The organism is Idiomarina piscisalsi (assembly GCF_003987095.1).
In the GTDB taxonomy this organism is placed as follows: domain Bacteria; phylum Pseudomonadota; class Gammaproteobacteria; order Enterobacterales; family Alteromonadaceae; genus Idiomarina; species Idiomarina piscisalsi.
In genome coordinates, this window is sequence record NZ_PIQA01000001.1 from 625732 (window position 1) to 642872 (window position 17141).

12 protein-coding genes are annotated in these 17141 nt (G+C 46.3%); 4 read left to right on the plus strand and 8 right to left on the minus strand.

Annotated features, from left to right (window positions below; translation table 11 throughout):
* Nucleotides 1–20: 20 nt before the first annotated feature.
* The gene (acnA, locus tag CWI73_RS03130; protein ID WP_126751505.1) at nt 21–2690 is read right to left on the minus strand and encodes an aconitate hydratase AcnA; all 2670 of its coding nucleotides are present in this window, start codon (nt 2688–2690) and stop codon (nt 21–23) included.
* Nucleotides 2691–2946: 256 nt separating this feature from the next.
* Between acnA and tesB the strand changes: the two genes are divergently transcribed.
* Nucleotides 2947–3807, plus strand: coding sequence for an acyl-CoA thioesterase II (tesB, locus tag CWI73_RS03135; protein WP_126751506.1), 861 nt, complete (start codon nt 2947–2949; stop codon nt 3805–3807).
* Between the two features lie 20 nt (nt 3808–3827).
* Here the strand turns inward: tesB and CWI73_RS03140 are convergent, their stop codons facing one another.
* Together CWI73_RS03140 and udk are read right to left on the minus strand one after the other, a co-directional pair.
* Entirely contained in the window at nt 3828–5036 is a 1209-nt protein-coding gene (locus tag CWI73_RS03140) for a NupC/NupG family nucleoside CNT transporter (protein WP_126751507.1), read from the minus strand.
* Nucleotides 5037–5048: 12 nt separating this feature from the next.
* The gene (gene udk, locus CWI73_RS03145; protein ID WP_126751508.1) at nt 5049–5681 is read right to left on the minus strand and encodes a uridine kinase; all 633 of its coding nucleotides are present in this window, start codon (nt 5679–5681) and stop codon (nt 5049–5051) included.
* Between the two features lie 212 nt (nt 5682–5893).
* Between udk and CWI73_RS03150 the strand changes: the two genes are divergently transcribed.
* Nucleotides 5894–8665, plus strand: coding sequence for a M16 family metallopeptidase (locus CWI73_RS03150; protein ID WP_126751509.1), 2772 nt, complete (start codon nt 5894–5896; stop codon nt 8663–8665).
* 88 nt (nt 8666–8753) lie between these two features.
* Here CWI73_RS03150 and CWI73_RS03155 read toward each other — a convergent pair whose 3' ends face one another.
* Together CWI73_RS03155 and CWI73_RS03160 are read right to left on the minus strand one after the other, a co-directional pair.
* Nucleotides 8754–9449, minus strand: a complete 696-nt coding sequence (locus CWI73_RS03155; RefSeq protein ID WP_126751510.1) for a 2OG-Fe(II) oxygenase family protein — start codon at nt 9447–9449, stop codon at nt 8754–8756.
* Between the two features lie 7 nt (nt 9450–9456).
* Nucleotides 9457–11046: a sensor domain-containing phosphodiesterase gene (locus tag CWI73_RS03160; RefSeq protein WP_126751511.1), complete on the minus strand. Its 1590-nt coding sequence runs from the start codon at nt 11044–11046 to the stop codon at nt 9457–9459.
* A gap of 171 nt (nt 11047–11217) precedes the next feature.
* Here CWI73_RS03160 and CWI73_RS03165 point away from each other — a divergent pair, with 171 nt between their 5' ends.
* Entirely contained in the window at nt 11218–11916 is a 699-nt protein-coding gene (locus CWI73_RS03165) for a nucleoside-binding protein (protein ID WP_126751512.1), read from the plus strand.
* Nucleotides 11917–11927: 11 nt separating this feature from the next.
* Here the strand turns inward: CWI73_RS03165 and CWI73_RS03170 are convergent, their stop codons facing one another.
* Both CWI73_RS03170 and CWI73_RS03175 read right to left on the minus strand, forming a co-directional pair.
* Nucleotides 11928–13286, minus strand: a complete 1359-nt coding sequence (locus CWI73_RS03170; protein WP_126751513.1) for an MBL fold metallo-hydrolase RNA specificity domain-containing protein — start codon at nt 13284–13286, stop codon at nt 11928–11930.
* Nucleotides 13283–14695, minus strand: a complete 1413-nt coding sequence (locus CWI73_RS03175; protein WP_198675142.1) for a sensor domain-containing diguanylate cyclase — start codon at nt 14693–14695, stop codon at nt 13283–13285. The genes CWI73_RS03170 and CWI73_RS03175 overlap by 4 nt, the downstream gene beginning before the upstream one ends.
* Before the next feature lie 125 nt (nt 14696–14820).
* On the opposite strand from CWI73_RS03175, the gene CWI73_RS03180 reads away from it, so the two are divergent.
* Nucleotides 14821–16497: an isovaleryl-CoA dehydrogenase gene (locus CWI73_RS03180; protein WP_126751515.1), complete on the plus strand. Its 1677-nt coding sequence runs from the start codon at nt 14821–14823 to the stop codon at nt 16495–16497.
* Here CWI73_RS03180 and CWI73_RS03185 read toward each other — a convergent pair.
* The gene (locus CWI73_RS03185; protein WP_058578931.1) at nt 16451–16957 is read right to left on the minus strand and encodes a DUF2937 family protein; all 507 of its coding nucleotides are present in this window, start codon (nt 16955–16957) and stop codon (nt 16451–16453) included. The two genes, CWI73_RS03180 and CWI73_RS03185, sit on opposite strands and share 47 nt — an antisense overlap.
* Nucleotides 16958–17141 lie beyond the last annotated feature (184 nt).

Here is a 17141-nt window from a genome sequence, read left to right on the forward strand (position 1 = left end):
TTTGTCGTATTAGCTAACTATTACTTAAGCATTTGACGCAGTACGTAGTGTAAGATACCGCCGTTTTTGTAATAGTTCATTTCGTTGCCGGTGTCGATACGACATTTCACCTGGAACTTCTCTTCTGAACCGTCTTTGCGTTTCGCAACAACGTCCAGCATTTGACCGGGTTTCAGGTCACCGTTCAGTCCCAATACAGAAATTTGCTCTTCACCGGTTAGCTTGTGAGCTTCAACGCCCTGCCCGTCGACAAATTGCAGCGGTAGAACGCCCATACCAACCAAGTTAGAGCGGTGAATACGCTCATAACTCTCAGCGATAACAGCCTTAACACCCAGCAAACGCGTGCCTTTTGCGGCCCAGTCACGGCTAGAGCCTGTACCGTACTCTTTACCTGCCAACACGACTAACGGTGTGTCGTTCTCCATGTACTTCATGGCGGCGTCGTAAATTGGCATTTGCTCGCCTGTTGGAATGAACTTAGTAAAGCCACCCTCAACATTATCGAGCATTTGGTTTTTAATGCGGATATTTGCAAAAGTACCGCGCATCATCACTTCGTGGTTACCACGGCGTGAACCGTATGAGTTAAAGTCCTTAACCGCAACACCGTTTTCCTGCAAATATTTACCCGCAGGTGAGTCAGGCTTAATTGAGCCTGCCGGCGAAATATGGTCAGTTGTAATAGAGTCCGCGAACACCGCCAGTACATTAGCGTCTTTAATATCGCTAGGGTCTTCCAGCGGCTTATCAATACCTTCGAAGAACGGCGGGTTCTTAACGTAGGTAGACTCGTCCTGCCAATTATAGGTTTTACCTTCAGCAACACTAATGCGCTGCCACTCTTCGTCGCCAGCAAAGACTTCAGCGTACTCCTTGCCAAACATCTGGTTATCAACCATTTTCACCGCCTCAGAGATTTCAGCGCTGCTTGGCCAAATGTCTTTCAAGAATACGTCATTTCCGTCTTTGTCTTTACCAATAGGGTCTTTGGTTAAGTCAGTACGAGTTGTACCTGCTAACGCATAAGCAACCACTAATGGTGGTGAGGCCAGCCAGTTCGCTTTAACTTCTGGGTGAACGCGACCTTCAAAGTTACGGTTACCGGACAGCACAGAAGATACGGTTAAGTCACCCTCCTGAATAGCTTCGGTAATTTCATCATCCAACGGACCCGAGTTACCGATACAAGTCGTACAGCCATAACCTACCAGGTTAAAGCCGAGTTTATCGAGATACTCGTCCAGACCTGCTTTCGCCAGGTAATCAGTAACAACCTTCGAACCCGGTGCCAGTGACGATTTAACCCAAGGTTTACGCATCAACCCTTTTTCTATCGCTTTTTGAGCTAATAGGCCCGCTGCCATCATAACGCTTGGGTTTGACGTATTCGTACAAGAGGTAATAGCGGCAATAACAACGTCACCATGTGACAAGCTGTAATCTTTTCCTTTTACTGGTACTTCTTTATCTTTTTCAGCCGATTGACCGTTTGTCTCAAGAATCAGGTCAAAGTTACTGCCCAATTGCTCCATGTTGACGCGATCTTGTGGGCGTTTGGGTCCAGCAAGCGATGCGGTTACATCACCTAAATCTAACTCCAGCGAATCGGTGTATTCTGGTTCGTTGTCGTTGTCACGCCATAAGCCTTGAGCTTTGCTGTATTTTTCAACCAATTCAATGGTTTCTTCATCACGACCAGACAGACGGAAGTAACGCAAGGTTTCATCGTCGACCGGGAAGAAGCCACAAGTCGCACCGTATTCCGGTGCCATGTTCGAGATTGTTGCGCGGTCTGCCAATGGCAGGTTATCTAAGCCCGGTCCGTAGAATTCAACAAACTTACCGACTACGCCTTTTTCACGCAGCATTTGCGTAACTGTTAAAACCAAGTCCGTCGCTGTCACACCTTCATTCAGTTTGCCGGTTAAACGGAAACCAACCACTTCTGGAATCAGCATGGAAACCGGTTGGCCAAGCATTGCGGCTTCAGCTTCAATGCCGCCAACGCCCCAACCCAATACGCCAATACCGTTAATCATTGTGGTATGAGAGTCGGTTCCTACCAGCGTGTCCGGGAACGCAAAGGTTTTACCATCTTCTTCTTTAGTCCAGACACTTTTACCTAAATATTCCAGGTTTACCTGGTGACAAATACCCGTGCCCGGCGGCACTACACGGAAGTTTTCAAAAGCACCCTGTCCCCACTTCAGGAATTCGTAACGTTCTTTGTTACGCTCCATTTCAATGCGAACGTTTTCTTTAAATGCCTCAGGGCTTGCGTACTTATCGACCATAACCGAGTGGTCAATGACCAAGTCGACAGGCGACAATGGGTTAATGGTTTCAGGATTATGCCCTGCTTTATCAACCGCATCACGCATGGCTGCCAAGTCAACAATGCCGGGTACACCGGTAAAATCCTGCATCAGAACACGCGCTGGACGGTACTGAATTTCACGGTCGATTTTCTTCTCTTTCTGCCAATCGACCATGGCTTTTAAATCATCTTCATTCACTGTGCTGCCGTCTTCATTTCGCAGCAAGTTTTCTAATAACACTTTCATTGAAGCCGGAAGTTTTGAAATATCCCCTAGAGCTTCTGCCGCTTTGGGCAAACTGTAGTAATGAAAGGTTTTTTCGTTAACCTCTAATGTACTTAAGGTTTTCAGACTGTCTTTGCCTGACATAGATACTCTCCCATTCGCTTCTTAAGCGTTTTGTTAAGCCAAACGATACTTCTAATATAGACAAACAGAACCGTTTGAGCCACATAAAGTACTTTCTATGCAAACACAAATCAAAGACTTGTGCCAACACACTGCGCGTTAAATGCTCAGTTAATCCACTATAATCGTTATTTTCTTACTTTATATTACATAGTCCGGAAAAACCGTTTAAGATCAATAAGACTTAAGTTTTAACCAGCATCACAGGACGCAGGAAATGAGCAAGGTACTCGACGACTTATTGAACCTACTGACACTGGAGACCATTGAAGATGGATTATACCGCGGTCAAAGTCAGGATTTAGGCTTTGGCGCTGTATTCGGCGGCCAGGTCATTGGTCAGGCTTTATCGGCCGCGAAAGAAACACTGCCACCGGAACGCGTGTGCCACTCATTTCACAGCTATTTTTTGCGTCCGGGCGATGCAAAGAAACCCATTGTTTATGACGTAGAAAATATTCGGGATGGTAAAAGCTTTTCGGCACGGCGGGTGCAGGCCATTCAGTATGGCAAGCCAATTTTTTACATGACAGCGTCGTTTCAGCAACAGGAGCAAGGGTTTGAGCATCAGGATGTTATGCCACAGGTTCCGGGTCCCGAAGGCTTGGTTTCTGACTTGGATATTTACCGCGAGCATGAAGAGCTTATCCCGGCACCACTAAGAAAGAAGTTTATTTGCGAAAAGCCGATAGAAATGCGCTTTGTTACACCCTATAACCCGTTTAAACCTGAGAAAGATGAACCGAAGCGTTATGTTTGGTTAAAAGCCAACGGCAATATGCCTGCAGATATTCGAGTACATAAATACCTGCTTGCTTATGCGTCAGACTTCAACTTTTTACCAACAGCATTACAACCTCACGGGGTTAGCTTTGCACAGCCCAATATGCAGGTTGCCACCATTGACCATGCTATGTGGTTCCACCGCGACTTTCGCATGGACGACTGGGTGTTATACGCAATAGACAGTCCTTCAGCCAGCGGTCAGCGTGGACTTGTACGTGGCCAAATTTATACCAGAGACGGTGTTTTGGTCGCATCGACCATTCAGGAGGGTGTCATGAGAGACCGCAGTTAATTGCGGTCTCTCGGGTTTTATCAGGTTAGAGAAACAAAGAACCCAGCAATAGCGGCACTCATCATATTGGCGAGTGTCGCTGCCAATAAAGCTCTCATACCCAGTCGGGCAATATCATGACGACGACTCGGCGCCATACCACCTAGCCCACCAAGCAAAATGGCAATAGATGAGAAGTTCGCAAAACCACAAAGCACGAAAGTAATAATGACCTGCGAATGCTCACTCATTTGGTCTTTATAATTCACAAAGTCCAGATAAGCGACAAATTCATTAATAACCAGCTTTTGGCCAATGAAGCTACCAGCCAGGTTCGCTTCGTCCCAACTGACCCCTAATACATAGGCAACCGGTTGGAATACGTAGCCAAAGACTTCTTGCAGAGTCAAGTCCGCGTAACCAAACCAGCTACCGACCCAACCAAAAATGCCGTTAATTAATGCAATAAGTGCCACAAAGGCTAACAACATTGCACCCACATTCATGGCTAGCTGTAAACCGCTGGACGCGCCTTGTGCAGCGGCATCAATCACGTTTGCTGAACTGTCTTCAACTTCAATTTCTTCTAAGTCGTTACGTGGCTTCTCGCATTCAGGAATCATCATTTTTGCCATAAGGAACCCTGCCGGAGCTGCCATAAAGCTTGCGGCGATTAGATATTTCAGCTCAACACCAACGCCCGCATAGCCCGCAAGTACGGAGCCTGAAACGGACGCCATTCCGCCAACCATTACCGCAAATAGTTCGGAACGGGTCATTGTACCTATGAAGGGCCGCACCATCATGGGCGCTTCGGTCTGCCCCACAAAAATATTAGCTGCTGCCGACATTGATTCCGGGCGACTGGTACCCAGTAGTTTTTGCAGGCCACCACCTAGTATGCGAATGACCCATTTCATAATGCCTAAGTAATAAAGCACTGAAATAAGTGATGAGAAAAAGACAATAACGGACAACACCTGAATGGCGAACACAAAACCAAAGTCTTCGGACGCTAAGTTGCCAAAAAGAAAGTCGATACCCGCTTTTGTGTAGCCAATAACGGTCGATACTCCTTGTGCGAAACCAAACAGCATTTCACGACCAATAGGCACATAAAGCACAAACCCGGCAAGCACTACTTGAATAGCAAAAGCACCGAGAACGGTGCGCCAGCGGATAGCTTTACGGTTAGTAGAAACCAAATAAGCAACGAGAAAAATAATGGCAATGCCAAGAATACTATTCATAAGAAAACCAGTTTATTCCGCCAGCAACTGACGTATTTTTGTTTTTATAATGTCAATGGCTATTTCGTTCTGGCCACCGCGAGTGACAACAAGATCAGCATACTGTTTGGATGGGAAAATAAAGTCAAAAAACGCCGGGCGCACGTACTGCTCATACTGTTCAGTAACAGACTGTAGTGTTCTGCCACGTTCCTCAATATCGCGCTTAATACGACGCAGCAAGCAAATATCCAACGGCGTATCCATAAATACGGAAATGTCGAACTGTTCGCGAAGCTTTTCGTCCGTCAGCAGCAAAATACCTTCAACCATAACCACCCTTGCCGGTGCAACTTTAATGGTCTCGGGCAAACGAGTGTGTGTTTTGTGACTGTATTGTGGCATCTCGACTGCTTCGCCAGCTTTCAACTGCTTGAGGTGTTGCATGAGCAAGTCATGCTCAAACGCTGCAGGCTGGTCATAGTTTGTCAGAACGCGCTGCTCCATTGTCATATGACTTTGGTCGCGGTAATAGGCATCCTCGGCGAGAATGGCGATACCGTCAGTGCCGAGTTCGGCCACTAACTCCTGATAAACCGTTGAGGCAAACAAGCTTTTACCTGATGCTGAAGCCCCTGCTATTGCTATAACTGTCGTCTTACTCACAAGATACCGTGTCTATTTGCTGCAAACCGCGCGCAATTATCCTTGATTGTCTGTGTAATTAAAAGACTTGACTAAGACCTTATTTCATACAAACACTCTTTCATCATTTCAATATGTTTAATTTCGTTACAATTTAATAGTCCATTTCACGAGAATAACAAGTCGCTCTTTCGTATAGTAGACGAGCTTATAAAAACAAATTGGGAACAACGATGAAAATGATGAAAACCCTCACTGCAGTGGCAGTGACAACAGCACTATTAGGCGGCTGTCAGTCAACCAGCTCAGCTAATAACACCACGGCCGTTAGCCAGTCACAATTTCCAGAAGTTAAAGTCGATTATGAGACTTTCACTTTAGATAACGGTTTAACCGTTGTTGTGCATGAAGATCGCAAGGCGCCAATTGTTGCCGTTAACGTCTGGTATGCCGTTGGCTCTAAAGACGAAAAGCCCGGTAAAACTGGTTTCGCCCACCTGTTTGAACACTTGATGTTTAATGGTACTGAAAACTACGACGATGAGTACTTCGGTCCCTTCGAGCGTGCCGGCGCAACAGAAATGAACGGCACTACCAACAATGACCGCACCAACTACTTTGAAAATGTCCCGACTCCTGCGCTTGATATGGCGTTATGGATGGAGTCAGACCGCATGGGTCATTTGTTAGGCGCTGTTACTCAAGAAAAACTCGACGAACAGCGCGGCGTTGTGCAAAACGAGAAGCGCCAGGGCGAAGCTCAGCCATACGGTAAAGCCTGGAGCTACATTGCCGAGCAAACGTTCCCGGAAGGTCACCCTTATTCATGGTCTGTTATTGGCTCCATGGAAGACTTAAATGCGGCAACCCTGGACGACGTCCATCAATGGTTTAAAGATTATTACGGTGCTGCAAACGCGGTATTAGTTTTAGCCGGTGATATTGATGTTGAAACCGCTAAAGAGAAAGTGACTAAATATTTTGCAGATATCGGTCCAGGCAAGCCACTGAAAAAGCAAGAAGCCTGGGTAGCTAAGCGCAATGAAACTAAGCGTGCGACTATGGAAGATCGCGTTCCTGCCGCCCGTGTTTATAAGGTTTGGAACACCGCACAGATGGGTACGGCTGATTCTGAATACCTTGAGCTATTTGCCGACATCCTTGCTAATGGTAAAAACTCACGTCTTTATGAGCGCTTAGTATACGAAGAGCAAATTGCCAGCTCAGTCGGTGCGTTCCAATACGGTCGTACTCTTGCCGGACAGTTTATGATTACCGCCGATGCAAAAGCGGGCGTCGAGCTCGAGCAAATTGAAGCTATCATTAATGAAGAACTGGAGCGTCTAATTAATGAGGGCCCGACACAAGCTGAACTGCAACGCACTAAATTCAGTAATACAGCGAACTTTGTCCGCCGCGCTGAAAAAGTGGGTGGTTTCGGTGGTAAGTCAGACATTCTAGCCTCTGGCGCTGTCTACCACGATGACCCTGGCTTCTACGCTCAGGAAATGGAGTGGACCAAGCAAGCAACGGTTAGTGACGTTCAAAATGCGGCTCAACAGTGGCTTTCAAGCGGTGACTTCGTTCTGAACGTTGTGCCACAGCCAAACTACACGGCGCAGGAAACGGATGCTGATCGTTCTGAGCTTCCGAACGTGGGTGATTTACCACAATTAGAACTGCCTGAAGTTGAACAATTTACATTGTCGAATGGCTTAGACGTTTACTTAGCACAACGTACCGATACGCCAACCATCGAAATGAGCTTAGTCTTTGACAGTGGTTACGCCTCTGACGTTGGCGGCAAACTGGGCACGGCAAGTTACACTATGTCGATGCTAAAAGAAGGTACTGAGAGTCTGAGTTCGCTAGAGTTGAGTGAACGTCTGGAGTCTTTAGGAACTAACTTGAATGCATCAGCAAGCCTGGATAGCTCGCGCATTAGTATGGATACACTAAGCGTTAACTTTGCAGAAAGCCTGGCTCTCATGAATGACGTGCTGCAAAACCCAGCTTTCTCAGAAGAAGAAATTGAACGTAAGCGCTCAAACTGGATAGAGGGTATTCGCAAAGAAGAAGCTCGCCCTCAAACTCAGGCCTTACGAGTTCTGCCAGGCTTAATGTTTGGTGATGGCCATGCTTACAGCCAACCATTAACAGGCTCTGGTACAGTCGAGTCTATTAAATCTCTGACGCGCGACGACTTAGTTGAGCATGCACAAACGTGGCTGCGCCCAGATAATGCGAAACTGGTCATTGTTGGTGATACCACAGTAGAGCAGGCTAAATCTCTGCTGGAAGAGCAGTTCGCCAGCTGGCAGGCTCCGGCAACCCCTAAACCTGAAAAAACCTTGGATGCGTCTGCTGCGTCAGACGAAAACCGAGTGTTCTTAATTGATAAGCCAGGAACACCTCAGTCACTGATTATCGCCGGTCAGCTAGCACCATCAGGTCAAGTCGACAACGCCGACACTATTGATGTTATGAACACAATTCTTGGCGGCAGTTTCACCAGTCGTTTAAACATGAACCTTCGTGAAGACAAAGGTTGGTCTTACGGCGCACGTTCTATTTGGCTAGACAACGAAGGTCCGGGACTGTTGATGGCGCTTGCGCCGGTTCAAACCGACAAGACTCAGGAGTCCATTCAGGAGATTGTCAAAGAGTTTACTCAGTATGAAGGCGACAAGCCGGCCACTGACGACGAACTTGCTAAAGTTAAAGCGAACAAAACTGCTAAACTGCCTGGTGCTTATGAAACCAAAGGTGCTTTGTTAAGCAGTCTAGTCAGTACCTTTAACAAAGGCAAAGATGTTGAGTATCTTGAGTCTTATGGTCAGCGTATTAACGCTATAACATTGGATGATATTCAGCAAAGCGCCGATAAGGTATTAACGCCAAACGCAATGACCTGGGTTATTGTTGGTGACTTAGCTGAAATTGAAGATAAGGTTCGCGAATTGAACCTGGGTGAAGTCACGATTCTTCAAAGTGACGAAGAATAAAAAATAAGACTCGCTCAATAAAAAGCCCCAGCTTAACGATTAAGCTGGGGCTTTTTTATGCCTTAAAGCAAATTAATGAATCGAACCGCTAAGCGCCAAACAACTGCTCAGCGCGGCTATGCAGAATCCAGCTGGTGAGAATGTACTTGTCGTTAGAAACCGGCATTCTGCCGCGGTGTGTATGCGTGAAATAAGCAGGCGCTATGACCATTTGCCCAGCCTTAGGTTTTAGCGAACGTTCTTGATAATAAAAGTCGGTTTCGCCACCTTCTTCCACATCATTCAAGTAATACATAAACAACAACGCTCGGTGCAGTGGCTCAGTGGAGCCTTTTTGCGGAAACGTCTCGCAATGCCAGTAGTTGTAGTTCCCCTCACCTTTTCGGTATCGCTGCATTTGAATAGCACCAACGCGAAACAACTTTTGCATGATAGCCATTTCATTACCTTTGGCTATTTCATCGAAATTTTCATGGGTCAAAGGTGTTGGTTGTTGAGTTTTCGGGTGTTGCAGTGTCAATGCGACAGGTGCAATTAGTGCAAAATGATACTTTTTAAAGTACTGCAGTGCATGGTCTGCTGTCGTTTTCTGTATTTTTAACAATAACTCCTGATATTCCGGGTGGGAATTTAGCATTAAGTCCGTACTGGACTTTTTATTGGTATCAACACCACCGCCTGTTCGCCCCTGAAAGGTATGCTTAGAGCTCTCAAAAGCCGTTATCAATTGTTCGCAGAATTCCGGTGATAACGCATTATCGTAGGTTTCAATAAAATCAGGCATAGAAAAATCAGTTTAGTAGTCGGTTTACTTCAGGACTTGGTTTGCCAATGTAATAACCTTGCAGATACTCAATATTCTGGCTACATAAATAGCTATTCACTTCTTCGTTTTCGACAAACTCAGCAACAATAGGAATGTTCAACTCCTTACAGATACTTATCATGCCATTTAAAATGCTGGCGCTGGTCTCATCGTGAAGCACATTCTGAACAATACTGCCGTCAATTTTTAAGTAGTCGGGGCGAAGACTGATAAGCCGGGAAAAGTTAGAATAGCCCACACCAAAGTCATCAATCGCAATTTGACCGCCCAGCTGCCTAACCTCGTCAGCAAACACTTGAACCTTCTCAAAGTCCTCTGTCGATTCAGTTTCAGTAATTTCGAAAATAAGCTGTGCTTTTTTGTGTTCCATTAATACGTAGCGTATGAAATTCACGGTCTTGTCGTTGAGTATGTCTTCAATCGACAAGTTCACCGATATCGCAACACCAAACTCTTCAGAGGCAAGTATCGCCTGTTCTATCACCGCACGGGTAATTTCACAGTAATAGCGGGTTGTTTTCGCTTTATCCAGGAACATACCCGGTGGTAGGTCGCTGTTGTCATCACGCATTCTGACTAACGCTTCGTAGTAGCTTGGCCGCTCTTTAGACGTGCTTTTTATCGGCTGGTAATAATTAATGAAACGATGGTCTGTGATAGCGGACTGAATCTTCGGAATCCAATTGATTTTGTTTTCTTTTAAGAACTCACGCTCTCGTACCACTTCAATTTTATGGCCAGAGTAAATGGCCTTCGCCTTTGACAGTGCACTTTCTGCCAACTGCAGGTGCTTGTTATCTCCTACACCCATGCCTATCACCACGTCCAAATTCGCTTCTACGTCACGAACCTGAAGCTTTAAGTCTGACAATGACTCGTAAAAATGCAGTAAGTGACTTTCAAAAAGCGTGGGGATCATCCGAAAGTCGGGAATCAGAGCGAACTTGTCGCTATACAGGCGATAAATATTAATATGGTTAGGTTTTAACTGCTTCTGAGCCCAAAGACTGAACTTTCGGAGCAGTTCATCGCCGAAATCTAAGCCGTAAAAATCGGCATAACTACGAAATTTGCGAATGTCGAGTACCGCTAGGCACTGCGCTTTAACACGCTTTAAGTCATTTAGCAGGTCGACCCGCATCGGCAAACCTGTTACCCGATCATAACGAGCTTCCTGCAAAAGCTCATCTAAATAAACTTCGCGGGAAATGTCCTGAAACAGCAAGACTAGCTCGCTCAAATGACCTTTCTCGTCGTACAGCGGTATTGTCATACAACGGCACCAGTTAGTGCGGGTATTACTTTCCAGGCAAACAGTACCATTCCAGCTATTACCCGACTCAATAGCGTAGCTAATCACTTCTTTTACGTGATCACGGTTGTCGGGGTGCAGAAAGTTGTGAAACAGTGTTGTTTGTTTCAGGTAGTGAATATCGAGCAGCTTATGCATGGAGTCACTTAACCACCGAATGTGACCAGACGGAGACAGTCGGGCACAAAGCGCAGTAGACTCTAGTGTATTTATGTACTGCTTTAACAAAAATTGATCACGCATTCGCGCTTGATTACCTCAGCAACTCAATATAGATGTTAGCTTTTTGTAATGTAACGAATTCGATAGGATAATAACAGCCCGCAACAGCAGATATTTCTTTAAATTTACTGTCTAGCTTGCGTATAATCCACTCGCTTTTACAAACTTGACTAAAATTCAGGCGTTTTCTCAATGAAACACATTGTTTTCTCTTTATTGATTCTTTTAGCTTTCCCCTTCACGGCAACGGCAGAAAAATACTGGTCAGACACCAGCCTTACCTATTTGAACGGCGGTGACTATGAAGTTGGCGACCCCGATCGCCAGGTCATCACCCTGGAATATGTTGGCGGTTACAGCTGGGGTAAAATATTCGCATTTGGCGACAGACTCGAGTCTGACAACGGCGACACCGAAACCTATATTGAGATATCTCCGGAAGTCTACTTTGTCGAGTTCGAAGACAATTTAGTGAACAACTTAAGCTTTACTACAACAGCAGAAATTGGCGATGGTTTTACCCATTACCTGTATGGTATTGGCGCAGCTTTTGACTTACCGGGCTTTCAGTTCTTCGAAATTGACGCGTACAGAAGAAACAACGATGGTTTTGAAAATAACTATCAGGTAACGCTGTCATGGGGCCTGCCTTTCTCCATTGGCGAAACCGAGTGGATGTACGACGGCTTTTTAGATTACGCGTCTGGCATTAGTGGCGTTGGCCCAGCCAATATGAACTTTACTTCCCAGTTAAAGTGGAACCTGGCACCGTATTTCGACCTGTCTGCGCCACTTTACGTTGGTGTCGAGTACGTTTACTGGCGCAACAAGTTTTACATTGACGGTGTTAATGAGAAAAACCCGAACTTATTGATTAAGTGGCACTTTTAAGTGCCATTTTCTTATAAATGGTAAACACTTTGATAATCTGCGACATCTACGTCGAAAGATGTTGTTCGCATGAGATGGTCGCGGAATGTTTCTAAGGCGTCCAGCTCACCATGTACCAACTGAATTGCTGTATTTGGCTTTAATTCAGACTGTTTCAACCACTGCGTAATTTCTTCATAATCGGCATGACCCGACAAGCCCTCCAGGGCTCTTACACGGGCTTTAACCGGCAACCATTCACCGTGCAATTTAATCGACTCCACGCCTTGTAGCATCTTAGCACCGCGCGTGCCTCCCGCCTGATGCCCACTGAATAACACCGTGGCACGATGATCAGTCAGCCAATGTTTAAAATGGTGCAATATACGGCCGCCGGTCGCCATACCGCTGCCGGCTATAATAATATGTGGTCCCGACTGCGAAGCAATTGCTTTCGACTCATCCACCGAGCAGGTGTATTCCACTTTATTAAAAGTATTCTGGCACTGTGCATCGGACAGTTTGTGCAACTCATGAAAGCGCTGATACAAACCAGACACGTTAATGGCCATTGGCGAGTCCAGAAAAATAGGCTGTCGCGGAATACGCTTTTCGTCCATCAATTTCACGAGCAAATACTGCAACAACTGCGCTCGTCCCACCGAAAAACTCGGAATTAATAACACACCACCAGACTGAGAAGTCTCATTAACCACTTCAGCAAGCTGCTCTTCAGTACTTTCTGTGTCAGCATGCCGTCTGTCACCATACGTTGACTCGAGCATCAACAAATCAAGGTCTGGCAACGGCTCTGGCGGGTACATCATAATGTCGTTGGGCCGTCCAATGTCGCCGGAAAAACCAATACGCTTACCATCGGCTTCAAGAATCACGCTAGCAGCGCCTAAAATATGACCTGCCTTGCGCAGGGTTATGGTGATATCGCCAATAGAAAACTGCTGATGATACTCCACGCCCTTAAACAACGTCATGGACGCTTTTGCGGTCGCTTCATCATAAAGTGGTTCAGGCTTTTCATGCCGACTGAGCTTATGTTTACCGAGATACTTGGCGTCCTCTTCTTGTATACGACCACTGTCCGCCAGCAAGATATCGCACAAACCGACCGTTGCATGATGCGTAAACACAGGACCACGGTAACCATTTTTATATAAAACCGGAATAAAACCCGAATGGTCTAAATGCGCATGTGTCAAAACAACACCGTCAACGTCCTGAATACCCATTGGCAAAGGCTGCCAATTACGACGGCGTAACCACTTATACCCCTGAAACAACCCACAGTCGACTAAGAGTCGGGTGGAGTCAGTTTCGACTAAATACTTAGAACCCGTTACGGTCTCTGCACCGCCTAGAAATACAACTTTCATACAGCGTCCTTTTCAATGCGATCACGGCCGTTGCGTTTTGCCTGCAATAGCGCTCTATCTGCTCGGTCGATAGTGACCATTATGTGTTCATCTTTCGACACCTGCGCAACACCAAAGCTACAGGACAAGCGTTCTGAAAGCGATGATATTGTTATTCTTGATATCGCTTCCCTCAGTTTATGTGCAACACCAACAGCTCCGCTTTGATCGGTATCAGGCAATAAGATCATAAATTCATCACCGCCAAAGCGACCGAGTATGTCGGACTCACGCAGTTGCGTATTGACCGCCTTAGTAATTTCAACCAGTGCCGAATCACCGATAATATGTCCGTAAATATCATTAATTGACTTAAACTTGTCGACATCGAACATAATGACCGAAATAGGCTTGTTACGCCGTCTCGCCATTTTCAGTAATAGGTCAGCCTGTTGCATAAAGTGCTCGCGAGAAGCAGCGCTTGTTAAGCCGTCTTGCGACACCTGATGGGTCAGATATTGGTTGTGCGCGATAAGCGCCGGGACCGTTAGTCCAAACCAAGCACTTGAGGCAATAATGGTTACCGCAAACTGATACACTATAGCGTAGTCCATTAAACCTAATAAACCGATAGAAAACGCCGTAATTGTGCTGAAAACAGCAAGCGCGATAGCCGTTTTTAATGGCGATTCGGTGTAAGAAATCCAAAGCAGGGGTAAAATTAAGAAAAAGACCAGAAAAGCCGCTTCTTCATAACTTGAAAACATAGAGATACTCAGACAAACTAAAAGAATAACCAATGCAATCAATAGCTTAATGGAAAAAGACGACCAACTTCCTCCCCCTTCTGTGAACTTTAAACCGCCCAGCCAACGCTCGATTTGAGGATAACGCCAACTGACCAACGCAATGAAAATAGGCGTGAGTACGATAACGCCACTTAAATCGCCAATCCACCATGGTAGCCATGTGTACCAAAGTGCTTCAGGCTCAAGCAAATTGCCGGAAATCATGACTTCAGTACCCAGCCACGCCGCGCAAAATGACGACAACGCAGCGACTCCCAAAAACGTCATAATAGTGCTGGATAAACCGTGGCTGCCCAACCTTATTAGCTTAGAACGAAGTAGCCATGCACCCAGAAAATAAGGCACGGTATGAGCCACTCCAAAAATCACACCTGTAACCAGCAACTCTTTAACAGGCGTTAGGTCACCGTATAAATCCGAGACCCACAAAGTGGTAATAACGCCTCCCAGCAGTATTGCCGGGAACGCTCTCCAACTCATCACCAAAAAAGCCGCAAATGTCAGACCTGCCGGTGGAAACCAAATACTGGCGTGCGGGCCGTACTCCATGACAGCGGCAACACGCCACAAGAGTATCCAAGCCAGAATCAGTAAAATTGTTCGTAGTAGGTGTTGGCGCAAAATTAACTTCTTTTTATTTTTCGTTATGCTTCTAACTGTTATCAAAAAACGCTCAAAAGGCAACCTTTAGTGTATTGACGAAGGCAATTTAACTTGCTTCACTCAAAGTTAATAAGGAGTGAATAATGACGCAGCAATACCCTAAAGCGGACCAGTTTATGGCCAATACGCATGAGGTTGAAAACCAGCCCCAACCTTTGGAGAACTATAACCTTTATTTAGCCGATACTGCGCTGCAAAGTGCTGTTGAGCGCGAAGGAGCAAGCTGGGCATTTTCTGACCTTATTGCCTTTGGTGAGCTCGCCGGTCAGCGCGAGAGTATTGAACGCGGCTTTCAGTCTAACAAATATCAGCCAGAGCTTCGCACCCACGACCGCTACGGACACCGTATTGACCAAGTCGATTTTCACCCCAGTTACCATCAACTAATGACAACAGCGATTGAACACGGTCTGCACGCAAGCCCGTGGAGCGATCCTAAACCCGGGGCTCATGTGGCACGAGCTGCCAAGTATTACTTGCATACCCAAGTCGAAGCTGCGCACGGTTGCCCTATTACCATGACTTTTGCCGCTATTCCGGCACTGCGTCATCAACCAAATTTGTTGCGGGAATGGGCGCCCAAAATTATGGCTCGCACCTATGACCTCAGTAACCGCCCGCATACCGAGAAAAACGCAGTAACCATTGGTATGGCTATGACCGAGAAGCAAGGCGGCTCTGACGTAAGAAGAAATACGACAAGGGCTTACCCTATTGGTCAAATAGGCTCCGGCGAAGCTTATGAGTTGGTTGGGCATAAGTGGTTTGTGTCGGCGCCCATGTGTGATGCGTTTCTAGTGTTAGCCCAAACCGACAATGGTTTGTCTTGCTTTTTAGTTCCTCGCTGGCGTCCCGACGGCTCTAAAAACCCGCTGCAAATACAACAACTCAAACAAAAAATGGGAAACGCCGCCAACGCTTCCAGCGAAACCGAGTTGCGCGGAGCTTTGGGCTGGATGGTCGGCGAAGAAGGTCGCGGTGTTCGCACTATTATCGAAATGGTCGCTACCACTCGCTACGACTGTATGATTGGTTCCTCTTCCGGTATGCGTCAAGCCGCTGCTCAGGCCATTCACCATGCCTCAAATCGGGAAGTTTTCGGTGCCCGGTTAAGCGAACAACCACTCATGCAAAACCTACTAGCCGACCTAGCACTAGAAAGCGAAGCCGCCATGACCTATACCATGCGTATAGCTTGCGCAATGGACAACCAAGACAATGAGCACGAAAAACTGCTGTCCCGCATTGCTACGCCCATTGGCAAATACTGGATTTGTAAGCGCACGCCTAACCACGCCTATGAGGCGATGGAAGTTATTGGTGGTAGTGGAGTGATGGAAAACCACATTATGCCGCGTCTTTTCCGGGAGTCTCCGGTTAACGCAATATGGGAGGGTAGCGGTAACGTTCAATGTCTGGATATTTTGCGTGCTATCGAGAAACAACCTGACGTTCTCGATGCTTACTTTATGGAATTACAGAAAGCGCAGGGAGTGAATAGACGCTTTGATACATTTTTGAATGGCATAAAGTCAGAGTTTACAGACACCAACACGCTGCAATACCGGGGCCGAATCATAGCCGATAAAATGGCACTTGGCTTACAAGCGGCGTTATTGCTTCAACATTCAACTAGCGACGTTGCCGATGCCTTCTGCCTAAGCCGTCTGGCGTCAAACGGTGGCTCAAATTATGGGACAATGCCGACAGAAATTAACTGTGCTGCGATCGTCGAAAGGGCCGCGCCAACAAGCGGATAAACAGTTCACCAATAATTGCGAGCACTAAGCCACAAACTAAGCCAAATAAAATGGCGCCCGGGCTCAACTTAACGGTGTAGGAAAAGTCACTTCTTACTTCCTGTTGAATATCCGCTACCGGAGAAACAAAGGCTTGGGTGTATGCACTCCAGGCATTTTCGTTAAATTCATTCAAAGCACGAAGTAATAACTGGTGGCGCTGATAAATAGCGCTGATGCTTTGCCCTCCTTCCTGAAAAACAACATCATCGCTGGCCTCATAGTGGGCAATAAGTTGCTCAATATCACCATCGAAAAACTTCTCAGCTTCGTCTCTGAATTCATCAAGGCTTCGTTCCGATTCTATTAAGTGAGCATTGAGGCTTTTACCGTATTGGTCGACGAAACCCGGTAGCTGAATGCCAGCCAGTACGCCAAAAATCAACAAAATAATTCGCAGGTAAGATGTGAAAACGCCCATGCTCTCTCCTTACATAGCCTAAAGCTACTCTAGGCCAGACCACGGTTAATAATCAAACAAAATTACACGACTTAACGCAAGAGAGGCTAACCGGTCAGAACAACTGCAGTTTATTTATCATAAATAATAACTAAAACTGTGTTGGTGCGGCTGTGTTATAATGCAGCGAAAATCACAGCAACTG